We start from the raw sequence: 18,766 nt of genomic DNA on the forward strand, positions 1-18,766 counted from the left end.
TACTTTGCGCTGTTTTAGAATTGTTGAACCTAAATAAACAGATATTTTTGATGGGTAAAGTTTTGATCATTGGCGCCGGAGGTGTAGGAACAGTGGTTGCTCACAAAATGGCCGGACTTCCAAAGGTATTTTCGGAAATTATGCTGGCAAGCCGCACCAAATCAAAATGTGATGCGATTGCTGAAAAAATTGGTGGAAACCGGATCCAAACGGCTCAGGTGGATGCTGATAGTGTACCGCAACTGGTGAAATTGATTCGTTCGTTTCAGCCTGATTTGGTGGTAAACGTCGCTCTTCCTTACCAGGATTTGACGATCATGGATGCCTGTCTCGAAACGGGTGTTTCCTATCTCGATACCGCCAACTATGAGCCAAAGGATGAAGCCAAATTCGAGTATAAATGGCAGTGGGCTTATCACGATCGTTTCAAAGAAGCGGGACTGACTGCTATTTTGGGATGCGGTTTCGATCCGGGTGTGACGAGTATCTTCACTGCGCATGCGGCTAAAAACGTGTTCGACGAAATCCAGTATCTCGACATTGTCGATTGTAACGCCGGCGATCACGGTAAAGCGTTTGCTACTAATTTCAATCCCGAAATCAATATTCGTGAGGTGACCCAGAAAGGAAAATACTGGGAAAATGACGATTGGCAGTTGACCGAACCACACGAAATTCATAAGCCGTTGAATTATCCGAATATTGGCCCGAAAGAATCCTATTTGATTTACCATGAAGAGCTGGAATCGTTGGTGAAAAATTTCCCGACCATCAAACGGGCCCGCTTCTGGATGACCTTTGGCCAGGAGTACCTGACGCACCTGCGGGTGATTCAGAATATCGGTATGGCTGGTATTGAGCCCATCATGTACGAAGGGAAGGAGATTGTTCCGATTCAGTTCCTGAAAGCTGTATTGCCCGATCCCGGCGATTTGGGCGAGAATTACCATGGCGAAACTTCAATTGGATGTCGTATCCGCGGATTGAAGGACGGTAAGGAGCAGACTTATTACATTTACAATAACTGCAGCCACGAAGCAGCATACAAGGAAACTGGCATGCAGGCTGTTAGTTATACAACAGGCGTTCCGGCGACGATTGGTGCCATGATGTTTATGCAGGAAAAATGGAAAAAGCCCGGCGTATACAATGTTGAGCAATTCGATCCGGATCCGTTCCTGGAAGAACTGAACCAACACGGTTTACCATGGAATGAATTGTATGACGTTGATTTGGAGTTGTAAAAAATTCGACGATAATAAGATAAGAGAGCTGTCTCATTCTGAGGCGGCTCTTTTTTTTGTGCTGGTTTTGGCTTCATCATTTATTTTTCAGCAAGTCTTCTCAAGCCTATTTCCCGATTGGCACTTTTTGAACTAAATTAGTGTCTCAACCGTTTAAAATGGGTGATTACAGCAGTGTTTCACTGTCGTCACTTCAGCGATTGGTTCACCCTTTTGAAATCGATCAAAATCACTTATATGCCGGGAGTCTTCAGGGTTATTTTATTGACGTTTATTCTTCTCTTGCCGTTTGAGTCATTCGCTCAAACAAAAACGGTAGTTAAGAAGGTGGTATTCGAAGGAAATACCACGCTGAGCAACGAAGACCTTGCCGGGCAAATGAACACCGAAAGTCCGACATTTCTCGATAAGTTACAGTTTTGGAAGCCGGGGCCGACTTTTTCTAAATATACGCTTGACGACGATATCGAGCGGTTGAAAAGCTATTATCAGCGAAATGGTTTTTTGCATCCGGCGATTCATTATTCCCTGGATTCGAACCGGGTGGGTAGGAGAATCACTGTCATGATCCAAATTAAAGAGGGGAAACCTTACCTCATTAATCAGGTGAAAGTACACAATGATTCGTTGCATTTAGATTCAACTATTATAAATGACGCGCAAAAGAAGTTTCCTGTCAAGGTAGGAAAAAGATTTGTCGATCAGGATGTTTACCAGTCGGAAGACAAACTGACCAGTGCTTATACCAATAGAGGTTATCCATTGGTGAGTGTGAAGCGTGATATTCAGGTCGATACTTCGGCACATTCTGTCGATCTCCGGTTTCGGGTGAAACCGGGTCCAAAAGCTTGGTTCGGAAAAGTAACCCTTAAAGGAGATTCACTGGTTCCGGAGAAATTTATTCGTAACAAACTCAAGTTTTCTCCTGGAGACCGTTTTTCGCAAAAGCAGCTGCAGCTAACACAACAAAAGCTTTTCGATACCGAACTGTTCAGCTATGTGGTTGTCCGGGCACAGACCGATAGCATTCAGGGCGACAGTATTCCCATTACCGTGTATCTGAAAGAGAATCCGCGATGGTCGTTGCAGGCCGGAGTGGGATATGGTTCGGAAGATCGGATCAGGGTATCGGCTGAAGTTACCCGGTTACATTTTCTGGGAGGCGCCCGGCGATTGATTTTCAATGGGAAGCACTCTCATTTTCTCCCGTTCAGTTTTGACACCAAGTTCATTCAGCCTGATATTTTTCGCGATAACCTCGATTTTATCCTGAACCCGTTTTATATCCGTGAAAATGAAACCGGTTTTGAAGTCGACCGGCTGGGAACCGGCGTCACATTTCAGCAAACATTTTCTTCCGGTACTGCCGGCTATTTGATGTATTCGCTGGAAAAAGACCGGCTGACCAATAAAGCTGCGGCAGCCGTCGATTCAACGGTCAATCCGCAGGACTCGATTCACAATAAATCAGGAATCACTGTAGGCGTTAGCCGAAATACAACCAACGACGTTTTCGATCCGACCGACGGCTGGAAGCTTGACACGTACGTGACGTACATGGGCGTTGGTTTTCAGTCGAAATATCACTACGTCAAGGTAGAATCAGACGTCCGGCACTATATTCCGTTCAACGAGAATTGGGTGTTTGCTGCAAGGTTACGGGCCGGTGTTATTCGGCCGATAAAGGGAGACAGACAAAGTCCGTTGGAAGACCGTTTCTTGCTCGGAGGCGCGAACTCATTGAGGGGTTGGGGCCGGAATCAGGTTTCGCCGGTAAACGAGAATGGGGTGCCGATTGGTGGTAACAGTGTGCTGGAAGGAAGTGCAGAAGTTCGTTTTCCGGTTTACGAAATCTTTGGAGGCGCCGCTTTTATGGATTTTGGAAATGTGTGGCCCAAAGCATTTAACTACAACTTGGGAGGCCTCAAATATGATGTCGGATTGGGAGTTCGGGTGAAGACGCCTATCGGCCCAATTCGGTTGGATTTAGCGACACCAGTGTTTGAGAATAAGTTTCGAACGCAGTTTTTCATCTCTATCGGACAGGCATTTTAATATGGTAAGGAGAATCGTGAAAATAGTAAGCTGGATCGTTGGCGGAATCATTATTCTGATTCTTGCCGGACTGCTGATGATCCGTACCGGGATGCTGAATCAATGGCTGGCATCCGTCGTGTCGTCAAAAGGGAGCGAGATGCTGCATGCTGAAGTGAAACTCGATTCCATCCGGGGAAACCTTTTGGGAGATTTTTACCTGACGAATTTTTCGCTTTCGCGGAATGATACAACATTGTTGTTTTTTCAAAAGCTGGAAGTAAAATATTCTCTGGCGTCTGTCCTCCGAAAGAACGTGAACGTTGATTACGTCGGGTTGGCGCAACTTCGTGTTTTTGCTGTGCAGAAAAAAGATTCGACCTGGAACCTGGAGCACATTTTTCCGGCAGATGCGACAAAAGTGCAGCCGGATTCGACATCGAAAAGCGGAAGTAGTTGGACGGTTAATATATCCGACTTTCGTCTGAAAGACTTTCAGGGAACGGTCGTCCCGATTGACACGGTCGCGATTATTCCGCGCAAATTGGCGCTTAGCTTAGCATTATCTGTCCGGTTCGAACCGGAAGACTTGGCGCTAAATCTAAAGCAGTTTCACCTGCAAACGCAACAACCGGATGCAGTAATCGACAGCCTGACGGGAAAACTGGAGATGGTGAAACGGCGGTTGAAGTGGAGCGATCTGCACTTTCAAACCACTCGTTCGCGGATGACCAGTAACGGAATGTTGCCGCTCGATTCACTCAATTTAGCTGATTTGCAGCTGGCTTTTCAACCGCTTGATTTGGCGGATTTGCAGCCGTTTATTAAGCAGCCTCTTTACGGTAAGCCTAATATTCAGCTTTTGCTGAAAGGAGGCATGCAGCAAAACCAGATGCAACTCAAGGTTCATGAGGCACAGCAGCGCCTTGCCCTCGAGGGCTGGTTCAAAGATTTGCGCACGAATCCGCAGTACAACTTTCACCTAAAAATCGACAGTATCAATGCAGCAACCTGGACGCGAGATAGCACGTTGAATTCATTGATTTCCGGACGTTTTGCCGTCGTTGGTGATGGCTTTGACATAAAAACCAATCGTGTTAAGCTGGATGGACAGTTAAACGATGCTCACTATTCCGGTTATACCGTGAAAAATTTCTCCGTGAACCTGGACAAACGAGCCGGGAATGTAGATGCTCGTTTGAATGCGGATGCATGGCTTGGAAAGATAGAGAGTACAGCTCATCTTAAAGAGCTGTTTACCCATCCTGCTTACCAAATTAATGCCCGGTTGAGGCATGTCGACCTGGCTGATTTCCTGCCGAAAGATTCCTTGAAATCAGATGTGAATCTGGATCTTCGGTTGAAGGGCTCAGGGATGAAATTGAACGATTTGAAAGCACAAGCGGAAATACGGTCAAACAATACGATTCTGTTGGGGCAACCGGTGACGGATTTTCATACCCGGATGCGTTACAATGCTGGCAATTACCAATTGGATAGCCTGCTCTTCGAGGTTCCGGCCTTTCATCTGTTCGCGAAGGGGAAGGGGAACATTCATTTGAGTAACGACTTTTCGTTGACTGTTCAGGCTCGTGATATTAATAGTCTGGCCAAACCACTCGGATTGCCGCCATCGAAAATGACCGGTACCATTTCCGGAAGAGTAACCGGTCCGGCTGATTCGCTCCGGTTTGCGGGAAATATCGATCTGCAACATCTCCGGTATGATTCCATTACAGTGGGGGTGCTGGCAGGAAAAGTCCAGGCATTACTTCAGGACAGTCTTTACCGCGGAAAAGCCGATTTGCAGGCTAGCTCGATGGATATCGGCGGTATTGCCATGCAATCGTTAGGACTGAAAACTCAATTTAAAAATGGACGTCTGGATAATCAGGTTGATTTGGTGATGAATGATTCGCTGAAGGCAAATTTGGCAGCAAACGTCTTTTTTAAGAATGCTCTCCGGGTTGATTTGAAGCGACTCCATTTGAGTTTGATCCACTCGGAATGGAATGGAGGAAGCGATTCGACTTCGATAATTCCGTCCGGTGATTCCATTGTGGTGAGGAACCTGGTATTGGCGTCGGCTAAGCAAAAAATCGCGCTGGACGGCCGTTTCGCTTTTCATGGGAATGAAGATTTAAACCTGTCTCTCGATAATGTTGATTTGTCGCAAATTCCTCCTTTCAAAGGTGTTCCGCAAAACTTAAAAGGAATTGTTTCGTCCGGAATCCGGTTGACTGGTAGTGGCACCAAACCGGAAATACAGGGTTTCCTGGATATTCAAAAGCCGGCGCTCGACACCATCAGTCTGAAACAAATTGCAGCTGATGTGAATTTTCAGGATGAGAGATTGAAATTGCAGTTGGGTGTGCTGGGTGAAAAGGATTCTCTCCTGACCGCGGAGTTGGATCTCCCGTTGCATCTTTCATTTGCCGACAGCATTTACCTGCTTCGGAAAACCGAACCGGTGCATGGTTACCTGCGGATTGATAGTCTGGAAATAGCACGTTTTAACCGGTTTATTGCTCAGCAGGGCATGAAAGTTGGCGGACTGTTTTCGGCCAATGTGCAGCTCTCGAATACCATCGACGATGTCAAGATTGGTGGGCACGTACATCTTGATAACGGGCAGTTTGACGATAAAGAGTACGGGTTGAGCTATCGGAATATTATACTACGAAGCGGGCTTCAGGGAAACCGGTTCTCCATTGATACCCTTGGGATGAAATCCGGAAAGGGATACCTGGGAATGCATGGTTATGTGAAGCTGAAATCGCAATTGGGGGCTGAGCCGGAATACATTCATTTGAATATCAGTGGTGAAAAATTCTCAGTGGCCAATTCCGACCTGCTGGATGCGGTTATCAATACAAATATGCTTTTGGAGGGAACTCCGCAGCAGCCCAAATTCTCCGGAAATCTGACTGTTGAAGAGGCACACTTGAATGCAGATGCCCTGCGAGCCAGGATGGCGGTAAAATCGAACGATCCAAATCCGCCGTTGTTAGTGCAGGCCATAAACGATGCGTCGGTAACGGATACAACCGGTAAGAAACAGGTGACTGTAAATGATACGATTTCAGCTTTCCAGTCAGTTGATTTTTATCGTCAACTGACTGGAACTTTTACGGTCAGCATTCCCGGAAACTTCTGGATCAAAGGGAAGGACATGAACTTTGAACTGAAAGGAGATTTACGTGCAGTGAAGGAAGGAAAACCGGTTGATCTTTTTGGTACACTAAGTGTGCAGCGCGGGTTTTATAAGATGTATGGCAAACGATTCGATTTTGAATCGGGTAGTTTAACCTTTACGGGAAGCGATGAGATTAACCCGATGGTTGATTTTACCATTGCCTATTCCTTCCGAGACGTAGAGAAACAGCTGAGGAAAATTACTCTGCACATAACCGGAAGAGCGCTTGAACCAAACTTTGAGTTTCGTCTCGATGGTCAGCAAATTACCGAGCAAGATGCCCTGTCGTATATTCTGTTTGGACGGTCATCCAATCAGCTTACTTCAGCACAAAGCTCGAGCGTGAACAGTGCATCCGGTGTGGCAAAGAATTTGGCGCTAGGTCAGGTGTCGTCGGTGTTGAAAGATGCGCTGCAGTCGACACTCAACCTCGATGTGCTGGAGATTTCCGGAGGTGAAAACTGGTCATCCAGCAGCGTTACCGTTGGAAAATACATTACCAGGAACCTGTACCTGGGGTATCAGCGGACTTTTGCTCTCGATAAGAAGACTAAAATTATTGCGCCGGAAAAGATTACCCTGGAATACCAAATTCTGCGTTGGTTGTATCTGCAGGCAACCAATCAGGCGACAAACTCGGGTTTTGATTTAATTATTAAAAAGTCGTGGAAATAGTGGACTAACCGGTTTGGCTGATTTTTTCCAGCATGTCGCGTTTCAGCAAGGTGATATCGCCATTGCTGTCTTCCAGAATTCCGTTCTCTTTGAAGTCCTTGATTCCCCGTACCACACTCATCACGGACATCCCTGTAAATTCAGCGATATCTTTCCGTGTAAGAGAGAGGTGAAACGAATCGCTTCTGTAAAGTTGGTCGGCGAAGAAAAGAAATGCTTCTGCCAAACGGCCGTTCATCTGCTTCTGTGTCAGCGAGACTAGTTTTTCGGTACGGTGTGCAAAGTGTTGGTTGATGGCATGAATGATGGATGCCGCAAATTGACCGTTTTGGCGCACGAACTTCTCAAAAATGTGGATATCCATGGCACAAATCACGGAATCTTCGACAGCTGCAATGGAGAACTGCAGGATGCTGTTCATGTACAATGACGAAAGCCCCATCAGTTTGCCACTCGGGTAGAAATTCAGAATGAGGTTATTGTCCTTATCGATTTCCCGATAGATTTTAGTGAGTCCCTTTTTCAGGAATAATATATGGGTGACAAATGAGCCCTGTTTGGCGATAACTTCCCCTTTGCGATAGTGCAATTCAACCCGTCTTTCATCGACCGAAAGCAACTCTTCTTCCGATAGTTTTTCAAAACAGGCTGACTTATTCTGGCATAAAAGGCATGATGTTTTTGTGCTATTGTCAATCATTCAGCTCCTTACAATTTCTCCGTTTCATGTGATAATTCGCGCGTAAACATACATCTATTTACAGATGTACACAAGGCTATTTCAACATATGTATGTTTGGTTTTTTGACTTTCTGAATGTCATATTCGATTTCCTATAAGCATCCATATATGTAGGTATTATTACATCAAGATATTTAGGTTATTAAATAAAACAACAAACCAATGAATTTTAAGAACATAGGAATTTCTTTCTTGATTCTGTTTGGATTTTGGTTGTTGCTAAACGGCACTTTTACGACGCCCATTATCGTCACCGGTTTAATCGTTTCGCTGGTTATTCCGATGTTTTTCTGTGCGCGTTGTGACGTGTTTGCCGATATGCGGCTTACCCCCAAAGCGTTTCTTTACACCTTCATTTATCTCTTCGTTTTTGCGTTTGAGTTGGTGAAATCGAACCTGGATGTTACCCGCCGGGTGATTTCTCCAAAGCTTCCCATCAACCCGGGGATTGTGAAGGTAAAGACCAAACTGAAATCAAAAATGGCCCGGATGATTCTGGCCAATTCCATCACACTTACGCCTGGTACCTTTACTCTGGCTATCGAGAAGAAGTACCTCTACATCCACTGGATCGATGTACAAGATAAGGATGTTGAGGCAGCTACGAAAGACATTGTTCAGAAATTCGAAAAATACCTGGAGGTGATTTATGGTTAACACAATTCTTACCATCAGCGTGGTGCTGATTCTGCTTTCGGTACTGCTTTCGCTCTACCGTTTCATCAAAGGCCCGAATACCGCTGATCGCGTGATTGCCTTCGATGTAATGACCATTGCGTCCATCGGGCTGATTGCCCTGATATCGTATTTCGCCAACCGGCTTATATACCTTGATGTGGCTGTCGTTTACGGCTTGCTGAGTTTCATCGGGGTAATTGTTGTGGCCAAATTCCTTGAAAAAAGTTTGTGATATGGAAATACTGAAAATAATTGGCGCTGTGATTACCCTGATGGGCTCGATTGCTCTTTTAATTGGAGCGCTTGGTCTGGTCAGGATGCCCGATTTATACAATCGCATCCAAACGGGAACCAAAGCGTCAACCTTCGGAACTGTCCTCACCCTGCTGGGATTGATTTTCATTTTCCCCGGATGGGTCGGAAAACTGGTCATCCTGATGCTGTTTGTTGGTATCTCCAACCCGGTTTCATCGCACGTGTTGGCACGGAATGCTTATCGTTCGGGTGTGCCGCTTTCGGATAAGACAACGGTTGACCGTCTGGCAGAGGATATCGAAAACAAAGAAGTTGAACCTGTAAACGATGCCCAATGATTTATCTGATTATAGCCATTGTACTGGGAATTATTATGCTGGTGGCCGCTGTCATCGCGGTGTATAATAAGGACCTGAAAACAGCCATCATTGCGGCAGGTGTTACCAGTCTGTTTGCATCGGTGCTGTACGTGTTGCTGGCTGCTCCTGATGTGGCGCTGACCGAAGCGTCGATTGGAAGTGGTTTGACAACCCTCATTTTCTTCTATGTGTATAATAAAATAAGACGAAATAATGCTCAGGAATAGTTTAATACTGCTGGTATTGCTCGGATTTGCCGCAGCGATTTTTCCACTTCTGCACTCGTACGAAGCGAAAGACGCGTTGACCGGTGTTGCTGAGCATTATGCCAACTACGGAAAAGAAGAGGTGGGAGCAGCCAACCTCGTATCGGCGGTGGTAGTTACCTACCGTGGTTTCGATACGCTGGGTGAGGTAACCATCCTGTTTCTGGCCTCTGCGGTTATCGGCCTTTTTCTGAAGGCTTCGGAAACCTATACGAAAGATAGCCGGTCGGTTTTCTTCAAATCGACAGAAATCCTGGTAACGGCTTCACGGTTGCTGGTTCCCATGATTCTGCTTTTAGGCGTGTACATTTTCATCAACGGACACTTAACTCCGGGTGGAGGTTTCCAGGGAGGTGCAGTCATTGCATCGGCATTTGCGCTCCTGCTGTTGTCACGACCGCAGAAACATTTCAGCCACAAAGTGATTTCGGTGGTTGAATCGATTTCGGGAATCTCCTTTGTTTTCATCGGCCTGTTAGGTGTTCTGCTGGCCGGCGGATTCCTTGATAACCATATCCTGGCGATGGGAAAATTCGGTACGCTGTTGAGTGCCGGCGCCATCCCGATTATCTACATTCTTATCGGACTGAAAGTTGGTTCTGAACTGACCGGTATCGTCCGTAATCTGAAAGAATCTCAAAAAGAAGGATAAATGCAACTCTTTAGTATAGAATATATCAGTCTGGTCGTTGGTTTCCTGATTCTGCTGATCGGAATCTGGGGCATTCTCACCCGGAAGAATATCCTGAAGATGGTGATCGGTTTCTCACTGTTCGACACGGGCACACACATTATTATTGTGGCGCTGGGTTACGTGAGAAACAAGACAGCTCCGATTCTGAACCAGCCCGATCTGCAAACCGATACCGCACATAAGATTGTTGACCCGGTGCCACAGGCGCTGGTATTGACAGCTATCGTGATTGGCCTGGGTGTAACCGCTTTGATGCTGGTTTACGCCATGAAGCTTCATAACGAAAAGAAAACGTTGAACATTCAAAATTATAAAGACTTGAAATGGTAGCACCTATCTACATCATCGCTACGTTGCTGGGAGTTGCGTTTGGCCTGGGTTTGTTTGGTAAGAAAATGAACTCATCGGCTGGCTTCCTCTCACTGCTGGCGCTCGGTTTTGCATCCTTCATTTCCCTCGAATGGCTGGCCGGTTTCTGGTTGTACGACAGGGCTGCCGAGTATATTTATACCGCAGGCTTTCAACCGCCATTCTCCATCAACCTGTTGATGGGAAAAGAGGAAGCACTGTTTACGTCCCTGATAAACGTGGCCGGATTTTTCGGAGCGGTTTATCTTTGGGATAAGTTGAAGAAAATTGGTTCGAACGGTTATGTCACCCTGATGGGAATGATTCTCGGTCTGAATGTGATCATCATGACCCGCGACTTGTTCAACCTGTTTGTATTTCTCGAAATCAGCAGCATCGCAACGGCCGGTCTGATTATCTTCAGTCAAAACCTGAAGACCATCGCCGCTGGCTTTAAATACATGCTGGCCACCGGAATTATCTCCGGAATCCTGTTGCTGGGAATCATTTTCATGTACTATTTTACCGGTACCCTGAATATCGATGATTTCCTGGCCGTTCATTCCCTTTCGGTGAAAGGATTTGGAGTGGCTGTCTTCTTTGTACTGATTTCCATTGTACTCGAACTGAAACCTTTCCCGGCTAACGGTTGGGGACTGGATGTATACGAAAGTGCCGATTCGGGCATTGCTGCATTGATTTCGGCCGGAACAGCCACTGCATCATTCTTCGTGATGTACAAACTGTTGCCGCTGGGAACTCCGCAGTTCCATATGGTTTTGGCCGGCATTGGTCTGGCTACCTTCATTGGTTCGAACCTGATGGGCCTGAAACAAACCAACCCGAATCGTTTGTTGGGTTATTCATCTATCGGACAAGTTGGTTTGCTGGTGACCATCCTGGGACTTTCTGAATTCCTGGGTGATCGCACTACGTTCATCGCGTACAGCATTTTGATTAGTCACTTCCTGGCGAAAGCCGGATTGTTCTGGATTTCCGGAATCGTCAAGCGTTCGTCAATCAAAGAGTGGGCTGTATTACGTAACAACCGCTTGCTGATGATTCTTTTCGGCGTATTCGTTTTCACGTTGATTGGTTTCCCTCCGTTCCCTTCTTTCTTCGGAAAATGGGATATGATGCTGCAGCTGGCTTCTTCAAACCAGTATTTCTGGATTATTGGCGTGCTGCTTGGCTCATTGCTCGAAGGTGTTTACCTCTTCCGCTGGTTGGGCTATGCACTGAAACTGGACAATGCGGAACTGCCTTCTTTCGAAGTAAAATGGAACAAGGTATTGCCGGTAGTTGTCTTCGGAGCTGCCACCTTCGTGATTGGCTATTTCGTTAGCTCGATTCATCCTTATGCAAAAGTGATTAACTACATCCCGCTGGCGGTCGCTCTGGCATTCGTGCTGATTGACTTCCTTCCGGTGTATGTAAAAAATACCCTGGCTATTCTGGCCATGGCATACTACTATTATTACCTCTACCCAACACTTTCCAGTTTTGGAGCGGTGTTTGGCGCCATCTTCATGGTGGGAGGTATCGTAACCCTGATTGCCGGTTATGCTTACAAAGGTCAGCGTCGCGGATTTTATCCGTTTGCCCTGATGATGTTTGCCGGTTTGATTGGCCTGATTGAAGCAAAAACCACCATCGCATTCTTCTACGCATGGGAAGTGATGACCGTTGGTTCCTATTTCCTCATCATTCGTGGTAAGAAATCGATGCCGCACGCGTTGAGTTACATGATCTTCTCGATGGGAGGAGCTTACCTGATGCTGGCTGGTTTTGCCATCGCTTCGGTTGGACAGTTCAACCTCGATATGAGTACGCTTTCACATGTGCTGGTTTATCCGACCTGGGTATTCATTCTGCTGGCAGTTGGTTTTATGACGAAAACCGCGTCACTTGGATTGCATATCTGGCTGCCGGGTGCACACGCCGAAGCAGAAACAGATGTTTCTCCCATGGTGTCAGCCATCCTGCTGAAAGCTGGTGTTTTCGGTCTGGTAACATTGTTCCTGGCCATGGGCGACCAATTGATTGGAGGAGACGTCAGCGTGATTTACCTGCTGGGCTGGCTTGGTGCCATCACCGCCGTCATGGGTAACCTAATGGCTGCTTTCCAGGAAGATGCCAAGCGTTTGCTGGCTTACTCCAGTGTAGGCGTGCTCGGTTATATCCTGTTCGGTCTGTCGCTGATGTCGCACCTGGGATGGTTGTCAGCCATTTCTATTTCGGTGACTCACTTCATGTTTAAATCGTTGCTCTTCCTCGCTATTGGCGGAGTTGTATGGCGCGTGAAAACAAAAGAGATGTACCGCATGGGAGGACTTATTAAGCGGATGCCGTTCTCATTCTTCTCGGTACTCATCGGTATCATCGTATTGGCTGGTTTGCCACCGTTATCCGGTTTCTCCGGAAAGTGGATTTTCTACAACGCCATCATGATGAAGCAATGGTACCTGCAGGGAGCCCTGATTTTCTTCTCAGGAATTGTAGCCTTCCTTTATGTCTTCCGGTTAATTCACACCGTTTTTCTCGGTCAGTTGAAGGACGAGCATCGTGAAGTAAAAGAGGCTCCGTTCTGGTTGCTGGTTCCGCAATACATGATTATTGGCGTATTGCTGTACTTCTCAGCTATCCCGAACTCATTGCTCAAGCCGATTGGTAAGATCATCACGCCATACTTCCCGGTAGGAGCGCTGGAGTGGACCGGCCAGCATGCCACCAGTACTTATGGTTACTGGAATGGTTTGGTCATCTTCTATATCGTGATAACCATCTTCCTGGTCGCCCTGGTTTGGCTAATCATTAATAACCGCCGGGCACAGAAAGTGAAACAGTTCAACATTGTATTTGCTGCTGAGCGTCCGTTCAAACCGGAAACTTCACATTACGCCTATAATTTCTATGCGCACTACCGCAAAGCCCTTGGTATTCTGGTAGAACCGAAAATCACCGGCTGGTGGGAAGGTGTTGCCGAATGGGCGCACGCTGCAGGCGATAAATTCCGGAAAATCTACAACGGTGACGGACAGACCTATATGGTTCACATTATGGCATTCATCGTTATCATCTACCTAATATCATTTGGAGGTTTTTAAATGGGAACTATTGTAACGAAAATACTATATGCGCTGCTCACCCTGTTTATTGTGACCAACTACGGATTGATTCTTTCCGGTGTGGTTCGCAAGATTGGAGCCAGGGTAGGGCGCCGGCATGGCATACGGTTTTACCAGCCATACATCGACTTAATTAAGAACTATACATTCCGTACCCGGATTACCCATGGGATCATGTATTACATTGGCCCGGTTTTCCGGTTAACCGGAGGAATTGGCTTGTTGCTCTTCCTGCCTGTTATCTACGGCTCGCCGGTATTCGATAACTTCTCGTTCGCCGGTGACTTAACCTTTGTGCTCTACTTCCAGTTCTTTGGTGTACTGGGAATGGCACTGGGAGCCGGCGAAAGTGGTCACCCTTATTCTGCTTTGGGTGTTTCACGCGGACTGGCACAGACTACAGCCATGGAACTTCCGCTGACGCTGGGGGTTTTGGCTCTGGCTGTTCAGTATCATACCCTGAATATTCACGAAATCGTCGCTGCTCAGCAGGGAAGCATCCTTCACTGGACGCTCTTTACCAATCCGCTGGCTGCTATCGCGATGATGCTGTCGTTCCTGGCAATGATGGGACGCTCACCATTCGACGTGGTTATTGCACCGCAGGAAATTCCGATTGGCCCGCCAACCGAGTACCATTCAGCATTGCTGGGTGTCCTGCAGCTCAACCGGGCCATTTTCCCGGCAGCCAAGCTCATCCTGTTCATGAACCTGCTGTTTGGCGGTGCTACCAACTGGGGCGAACTGGTTATCAAAACCTTCTTCATATACATGTGGTCGGTATTTGTTGGAATCGCTTACCCGCGTTTCCGTGTCGACCAGTCGGTGCGGTGGTACCTGGGTATCCCGCTGTTAATTGGGGTGGCCGCCATCCTGGTAGTCAAATACTTTTAAAGCTTAGTTGACATGGGTAAAGAATATATAGAAAAAAGGACCGTCATCTCACCGGAAGGTAATCCAATTGAGGTGGATCCGTTGAAGGATTACTTCTGTGATGCGCGTCCCAAATCATGCAAGTCGGCCAGTGGCATCATCGAAAAGTTTGCCAACTGGGCCCGAAGCGAATCACTCTGGGTGCTTGGTTTCGGAACCGGGTGTGGTGCGATTGAAATGCGCCCGCTCATGACGCCCCGTTTCGACGCTTACCGTTTTGGTATCCAGTGGCGGCCGACACCCCGTCAGGCTTCGGTGTTCGTTATCTCCGGTTACCTTTCGGTGAAAACCCTGAAACGTGTGGTCCGCAGTTACGAACAGATGCAGAACCCCAAATTTGTGGTAGCGCTTGGAAGCTGTACCATCAACGGCGGAATGTACTGGGACAGTTACAACACCATTAACCGTCTCGACCATTACATGCCGGTTGACGTTTACATCGCTGGTTGTATGCCGCGTCCGGAAGCATTGCTGGCCGGTTTCGATAAACTGAAGCATATCATCCGCGAAGGAAGAGGAGAGGGAGCCAACAAGTATGCCGAGAACTTCGAGTGGTACAAAGGCAACCAGAAGAAAATCATCAAGGACTGGGATATGCCCGATTATAACTGGTAAACTGGTTTGAACCTGTAAAAAAGAAGATTATGCAAACGATTATAGAAAATCTGCAAAAGCACTTTCAGGTGGTCAGCTATCACCAGCAACGGGAAAACCTCGGTTTTCTGATTGCCTCAAAAGAGGTGGCTGTTGGCTTGATTACGCACCTGAGGGACTATGAAGGTTTCGCTCACCTGGTGCTGCTTACGGCAGTCGACTGGATTGAAGACGAGCATTTTCAGCTGACTTACCTGCTTCACCATCCTGAAAAGAAAGTGGATTTGGGTGTTCGCGTGATGATTAGCCGCGAAAACCCTGAGATGTACTCCATCCACCACTTGTGGGAGCAGGCTCGCACATATCAGCGCGAATTGCGCGAAATGTTTGGTATCAACTTCCCCGGCAGTCCGGACGTGGACAAGCCGTTCATCCTCGAGGGATGGGAAGAAATTCCGCCTTACCGGCGCGATTTCGATACCAAAGAGTATTCGGAGAAAACGTATTTCCCCCGTCCGGGACGCGAAACACACGATCCGGCGGAATACATGAAGAAAAAGCTTTATCCCAATGAGTAAGAAGCTGCTGAAATGGAATGAGGACAGAACCCTCTTCCCCGAAAAAAATAGCGAGGGCAAGATTGACGTGGATTACGATTCGCACAAGTTCATGAAAATCTGGCACGGCCCTCAGCACCCCGGTATCACCGGAAATATGTCGCTGGAGCTGACTTTGCTGGGCGATGAAGTAATGGATTGCGAAACACACGTGGGCTATCTGCACCGTGGTTTCGAAAAGCTGATGGAGCGCCGGAAATACATTCAGTGTTTCCCGATTGTATGCCGTGTAGCGGTTCCTGAACCCGATTTTAATGAGTACTGTTTCGCTTCCGCGATGGAAGAGCTGGCCGGCATTGAAGTACCGGAAGCTGCCGAATGGTTGCGGACCCTCGTGTTAGAGATGTCTCGTCTGCAGAGTTTCCTCGCATGGATTGGCGGACAAGCTGGTTCCCTCGGACAGGGTATCATCGGACAATGGACGATTTACCTGCGCGATTTGATTCTGGATCGCTTTGAGGAACTGACCGGAGGCCGTATTTATCACATGTACATGCTGCCTGGTGGTGTTCGCGGTTTGCTGCCTGATGGTTTCCGTCAGCGGATGACTGAGAACCTCGACGAAATCGAGAAGTTCATGAAGGACGTGAAGAAGGTAATGTTCGACAACGCCGTGTTCAAGAAGCGTACCGTTGGTATGGGCGTTATCGACCCGGCCTGGATCAATCCCTTCGGAATTACCGGTCCTAATGCCCGTGCAGCGGGTGTGGCCAAAGATGTTCGCAAGGACAACCCGTATCTGAAATATCCGGAACTTGATTTCGAACCGGTCGTAGGAAAAGATTCTGATATCTACACCCGTGCTGATGTTCGTCGTCGCGACTTACTGATGACCGTCGATTTGATTCGTCAGATCATGACGAAGATTCCCGATAAGGGTGACATCCGTGCGAAAACTCCGAACGTACTGCACTGGAAAGTGCCGGCCGGCGAGACTTACAGTCGCGCTGAATGTACCCGCGGTGAGTACGGTTACTATATGGTTTCGGACGGAACGGAATACCCACGCCGAATCAATGTACGCGGACCGAGTTATACGCACGCTGTGGCCCTCCTCGAGAAGATGATTGTGAATGCCAACATCGCCGATGTGGCCGGATTAATGGTTTCATTGCATACGTATCCACCTGAAATTGAACGATAATTATGGCAAAGTTAAATGATATACTGTCCCCGTTCACAGCCTGGAAACATGTGGTCCGCGAACCCGTGACCATCAAGGATCCGCTGAACCGTGAGGCCGCCGACCGGTACCGGGGATTTCATAAGAATGATATCAGCGAATGTATTGGCTGCGGTACTTGTGAGTCCATTTGTCAGAATGCTGCCATCGACCTGGTGCCTGTTGAAGGTGTCGATACCAAAGATGGCGACAGTGGTTTGCGTCCCCGTGTAGACTACGGACGCTGCTGTTGGTGTGGTCTGTGTGTGGATGTTTGTACCACCAATTCGCTTTCGCTGAGTAACGAATATACCTGGGTAGATGAAGATCCGGATAGTTTCCGTTTCGTACCCGGAGCTGAGAACAAATCGTGGGACAACCGCGAGAAAGGTTACAAGAAACCGGGTAACGGCTACGAACTGTACAATCCGAAACGCGAAGCGATGGAAGAACTGGAACCGGAAAAACGCGACCAGTCATTCATCGAAATCGTACAGGGATACTCGAAAGAGCAAGCTGAGCAGGAAGCCGACCGTTGTGTGGAATGTGGTATCTGTGTGGCTACCTGTCCTGCTCACATGGGAATTCCGGAGTACATCAAGGCCATCCGTAACGACGATTTGAACGAAGGTTTGCGCGTGCTGTACGATACCAACCCGCTGCCTGAAATTTGCGGTCGTATTTGTACCCACAAGTGTGAAACCGTTTGTTCCGTTGGTCACCATGGCGATCCGTTGTCAATTCGCTGGCTGAAGCGTTACATCGCTGACCAGAACCCGGCAGAGGAGTACAAGAAAATTCTCAATACCGAGAACTTGCAACCTACCGGGAAGAAAGTTGCTATTATCGGTTCAGGACCTTCCGGTTTGTCGGCTGCACATTATCTGGCCCTCATGGGTTACCAGTGTACCATCTACGAAAAATTGCCGGCTGCCGGTGGTATGATGCGTTTCGGTATTCCGGAATATCGTCTGCCGTACGAACAGCTCGACAAGGATATCAACTACATCCTTTCATTGGGCGTTGAAATTAAATACAATGTGACCATCGGTAAGGATATCACACTGGAAGAGTTGCACAACCAGTATGACGCAGTCTTCTCAGGAACCGGTTTGCACATGGGACGCAGTACCCGCGTACCCGGAACCGACCATCCGAAAGTTTACCAGGCAGTCGATTTGCTGCGTGATATCGTGCTGGGCAAAGAAGTTCCGGTAGAAGAGAATATCGTGGTAATCGGTGGTGGTAACGTAGCGATGGATATCACCCGTTCGCTGGCCCGCTTGCAGAAACAGAAATACGGTAAAGTAGGTGTGTTGGCCACTTCGCTCGAATCGGAAGACATTATGCCGGCCGACCGGGAAGAGGTAATCGAAGCCCGCGAAGAGAACGCCGTTATCGATCCGGGATGGGGACCAGTTGAAATCGAAACCGAAGGCGATAAGCTGAAAGGCTTGCACGTAGTAAAATGTGTTTCGGTATTTGACGAGAACCGTCGTTTTGCTCCGAAGTTCGACGAAGAGCAGAAGAAGTTCTTCCCGGCTGACATGGTGGTTGAATCCATCGGTCAGGGAATGGATCTTTCCTACCTGCCGGAAGCGTTCAAAGAGCAGCTGGATATGGATCAACGTGGTCGTATCCTCGTAAACGACGATTTCCAAACCAGTGCCGGATGGTTGTTTGCCGGTGGTGATATCATCCAGGGACCTGATGTCATTCACGGTATTGCCAACGGTCACAAAGCGGCCATGGGCATCGATAAATATTTGTCTGAAAAATAATGTTAACCGAGGTTGTGGAGAATGAAGTATTCAAATCACAATTTCGATTGGTAACTCCGAG

Annotated in this window: 16 protein-coding genes; 15 read left to right on the top strand and 1 reads right to left on the bottom strand. The window is 47.6% G+C overall.

The window, feature by feature from the left end; all coding sequences use genetic code 11:
• Window positions 1-50 precede the first annotated feature (50 nt).
• The 3 genes from GJU87_RS04400 (at window position 51) to GJU87_RS04410 (ending at window position 7,149) form a co-directional block, all read left to right on the top strand.
• On the top strand, window positions 51-1,244 hold the full coding sequence (locus GJU87_RS04400; RefSeq protein ID WP_153638389.1) for a saccharopine dehydrogenase family protein: 1,194 nt from the start codon (window positions 51-53) through the stop codon (window positions 1,242-1,244).
• A gap of 237 nt (window positions 1,245-1,481) precedes the next feature.
• A complete protein-coding gene (bamA, locus tag GJU87_RS04405; RefSeq protein ID WP_153638390.1) occupies window positions 1,482-3,299 on the top strand; it encodes an outer membrane protein assembly factor BamA in 1,818 nt (605 codons plus the stop codon).
• Window positions 3,300-3,315: 16 nt separating this feature from the next.
• On the top strand, window positions 3,316-7,149 hold the full coding sequence (locus GJU87_RS04410) for a translocation/assembly module TamB domain-containing protein (RefSeq protein WP_194831438.1): 3,834 nt from the start codon (window positions 3,316-3,318) through the stop codon (window positions 7,147-7,149).
• A 4-nt stretch (window positions 7,150-7,153) separates the two neighbouring features.
• Here the strand turns inward: GJU87_RS04410 and GJU87_RS04415 are convergent, their stop codons facing one another.
• Window positions 7,154-7,849: a Crp/Fnr family transcriptional regulator gene (locus GJU87_RS04415; RefSeq protein ID WP_106542110.1), complete on the bottom strand. Its 696-nt coding sequence runs from the start codon at window positions 7,847-7,849 to the stop codon at window positions 7,154-7,156.
• Window positions 7,850-8,052: 203 nt separating this feature from the next.
• Here GJU87_RS04415 and GJU87_RS04420 point away from each other — a divergent pair, with 203 nt between their 5' ends.
• From GJU87_RS04420 to GJU87_RS04475, 12 genes are read left to right on the top strand one after another with little or no spacing between them, the layout of a single operon-like run.
• The gene (locus GJU87_RS04420) at window positions 8,053-8,547 is read left to right on the top strand and encodes a Na+/H+ antiporter subunit E (RefSeq protein WP_153638392.1); all 495 of its coding nucleotides are present in this window, start codon (window positions 8,053-8,055) and stop codon (window positions 8,545-8,547) included.
• Window positions 8,540-8,800, top strand: a complete 261-nt coding sequence (locus GJU87_RS04425; protein ID WP_153638393.1) for a monovalent cation/H+ antiporter complex subunit F — start codon at window positions 8,540-8,542, stop codon at window positions 8,798-8,800. The genes GJU87_RS04420 and GJU87_RS04425 overlap by 8 nt, the downstream gene beginning before the upstream one ends.
• Before the next feature lies 1 nt (window position 8,801).
• On the top strand, window positions 8,802-9,161 hold the full coding sequence (gene mnhG / locus GJU87_RS04430) for a monovalent cation/H(+) antiporter subunit G (RefSeq protein ID WP_153638394.1): 360 nt from the start codon (window positions 8,802-8,804) through the stop codon (window positions 9,159-9,161).
• A complete protein-coding gene (locus GJU87_RS04435) occupies window positions 9,158-9,409 on the top strand; it encodes a hydrogenase subunit MbhD domain-containing protein (protein WP_106542106.1) in 252 nt (83 codons plus the stop codon). Before mnhG ends, GJU87_RS04435 begins: the two co-directional genes overlap by 4 nt.
• Window positions 9,396-10,100 carry a hydrogen gas-evolving membrane-bound hydrogenase subunit E gene (gene mbhE, locus GJU87_RS04440; protein WP_153638395.1) on the top strand — a complete coding sequence of 235 codons (705 nt, stop codon included), beginning with the start codon at window positions 9,396-9,398 and terminating at the stop codon, window positions 10,098-10,100. The genes GJU87_RS04435 and mbhE overlap by 14 nt, the downstream gene beginning before the upstream one ends.
• Window positions 10,101-10,472, top strand: coding sequence for a sodium:proton antiporter (locus GJU87_RS04445; protein WP_153638396.1), 372 nt, complete (start codon window positions 10,101-10,103; stop codon window positions 10,470-10,472).
• Window positions 10,466-13,597: a proton-conducting transporter membrane subunit gene (locus GJU87_RS04450; protein ID WP_153638397.1), complete on the top strand. Its 3,132-nt coding sequence runs from the start codon at window positions 10,466-10,468 to the stop codon at window positions 13,595-13,597. Before GJU87_RS04445 ends, GJU87_RS04450 begins: the two co-directional genes overlap by 7 nt.
• Complete coding sequence (locus tag GJU87_RS04455; RefSeq protein WP_153638398.1) at window positions 13,598-14,512, top strand: respiratory chain complex I subunit 1 family protein; 915 nt, start codon at window positions 13,598-13,600, stop codon at window positions 14,510-14,512.
• Window positions 14,513-14,524: 12 nt separating this feature from the next.
• Complete coding sequence (locus GJU87_RS04460) at window positions 14,525-15,166, top strand: NADH-quinone oxidoreductase subunit B (RefSeq protein WP_153638399.1); 642 nt, start codon at window positions 14,525-14,527, stop codon at window positions 15,164-15,166.
• Between the two features lie 29 nt (window positions 15,167-15,195).
• Window positions 15,196-15,723, top strand: coding sequence for an NADH-quinone oxidoreductase subunit C (locus tag GJU87_RS04465; RefSeq protein ID WP_153638400.1), 528 nt, complete (start codon window positions 15,196-15,198; stop codon window positions 15,721-15,723).
• Complete coding sequence (locus GJU87_RS04470) at window positions 15,716-16,906, top strand: NADH-quinone oxidoreductase subunit D (protein ID WP_153638401.1); 1,191 nt, start codon at window positions 15,716-15,718, stop codon at window positions 16,904-16,906. Before GJU87_RS04465 ends, GJU87_RS04470 begins: the two co-directional genes overlap by 8 nt.
• 2 nt (window positions 16,907-16,908) lie before the next feature.
• The gene (locus tag GJU87_RS04475) at window positions 16,909-18,705 is read left to right on the top strand and encodes an FAD-dependent oxidoreductase (protein ID WP_153638402.1); all 1,797 of its coding nucleotides are present in this window, start codon (window positions 16,909-16,911) and stop codon (window positions 18,703-18,705) included.
• Window positions 18,706-18,766 lie beyond the last annotated feature (61 nt).

This window comes from Prolixibacter sp. NT017 (assembly GCF_009617875.1).
Taxonomy (GTDB): domain Bacteria; phylum Bacteroidota; class Bacteroidia; order Bacteroidales; family Prolixibacteraceae; genus Prolixibacter.

Bases quoted from the DNA above. Each gene is read 5' to 3' on its own strand.
- GJU87_RS04420 (WP_153638392.1), top strand. From the start codon at position 8,053: ATGAATTTTAAGAACATAGGAATTTCTTTCTTGATTCTGTTTGGATTT.
- GJU87_RS04455 (WP_153638398.1), top strand. From the start codon at position 13,598: ATGGGAACTATTGTAACGAAAATACTATATGCGCTGCTCACCCTGTTT.
- bamA (WP_153638390.1), top strand. From the start codon at position 1,482: ATGCCGGGAGTCTTCAGGGTTATTTTATTGACGTTTATTCTTCTCTTG.
- GJU87_RS04450 (WP_153638397.1), top strand. From the start codon at position 10,466: ATGGTAGCACCTATCTACATCATCGCTACGTTGCTGGGAGTTGCGTTT.
- GJU87_RS04400 (WP_153638389.1), top strand. From the start codon at position 51: ATGGGTAAAGTTTTGATCATTGGCGCCGGAGGTGTAGGAACAGTGGTT.
- GJU87_RS04470 (WP_153638401.1), top strand. From the start codon at position 15,716: ATGAGTAAGAAGCTGCTGAAATGGAATGAGGACAGAACCCTCTTCCCC.
- GJU87_RS04415 (WP_106542110.1), bottom strand. From the start codon at position 7,849: ATGATTGACAATAGCACAAAAACATCATGCCTTTTATGCCAGAATAAG.
- GJU87_RS04460 (WP_153638399.1), top strand. From the start codon at position 14,525: ATGGGTAAAGAATATATAGAAAAAAGGACCGTCATCTCACCGGAAGGT.
- GJU87_RS04435 (WP_106542106.1), top strand. From the start codon at position 9,158: ATGATTTATCTGATTATAGCCATTGTACTGGGAATTATTATGCTGGTG.
- GJU87_RS04475 (WP_153638402.1), top strand. From the start codon at position 16,909: ATGGCAAAGTTAAATGATATACTGTCCCCGTTCACAGCCTGGAAACAT.
- GJU87_RS04445 (WP_153638396.1), top strand. From the start codon at position 10,101: ATGCAACTCTTTAGTATAGAATATATCAGTCTGGTCGTTGGTTTCCTG.
- GJU87_RS04425 (WP_153638393.1), top strand. From the start codon at position 8,540: ATGGTTAACACAATTCTTACCATCAGCGTGGTGCTGATTCTGCTTTCG.
- GJU87_RS04465 (WP_153638400.1), top strand. From the start codon at position 15,196: ATGCAAACGATTATAGAAAATCTGCAAAAGCACTTTCAGGTGGTCAGC.
- mbhE (WP_153638395.1), top strand. From the start codon at position 9,396: ATGCTCAGGAATAGTTTAATACTGCTGGTATTGCTCGGATTTGCCGCA.
- mnhG (WP_153638394.1), top strand. From the start codon at position 8,802: ATGGAAATACTGAAAATAATTGGCGCTGTGATTACCCTGATGGGCTCG.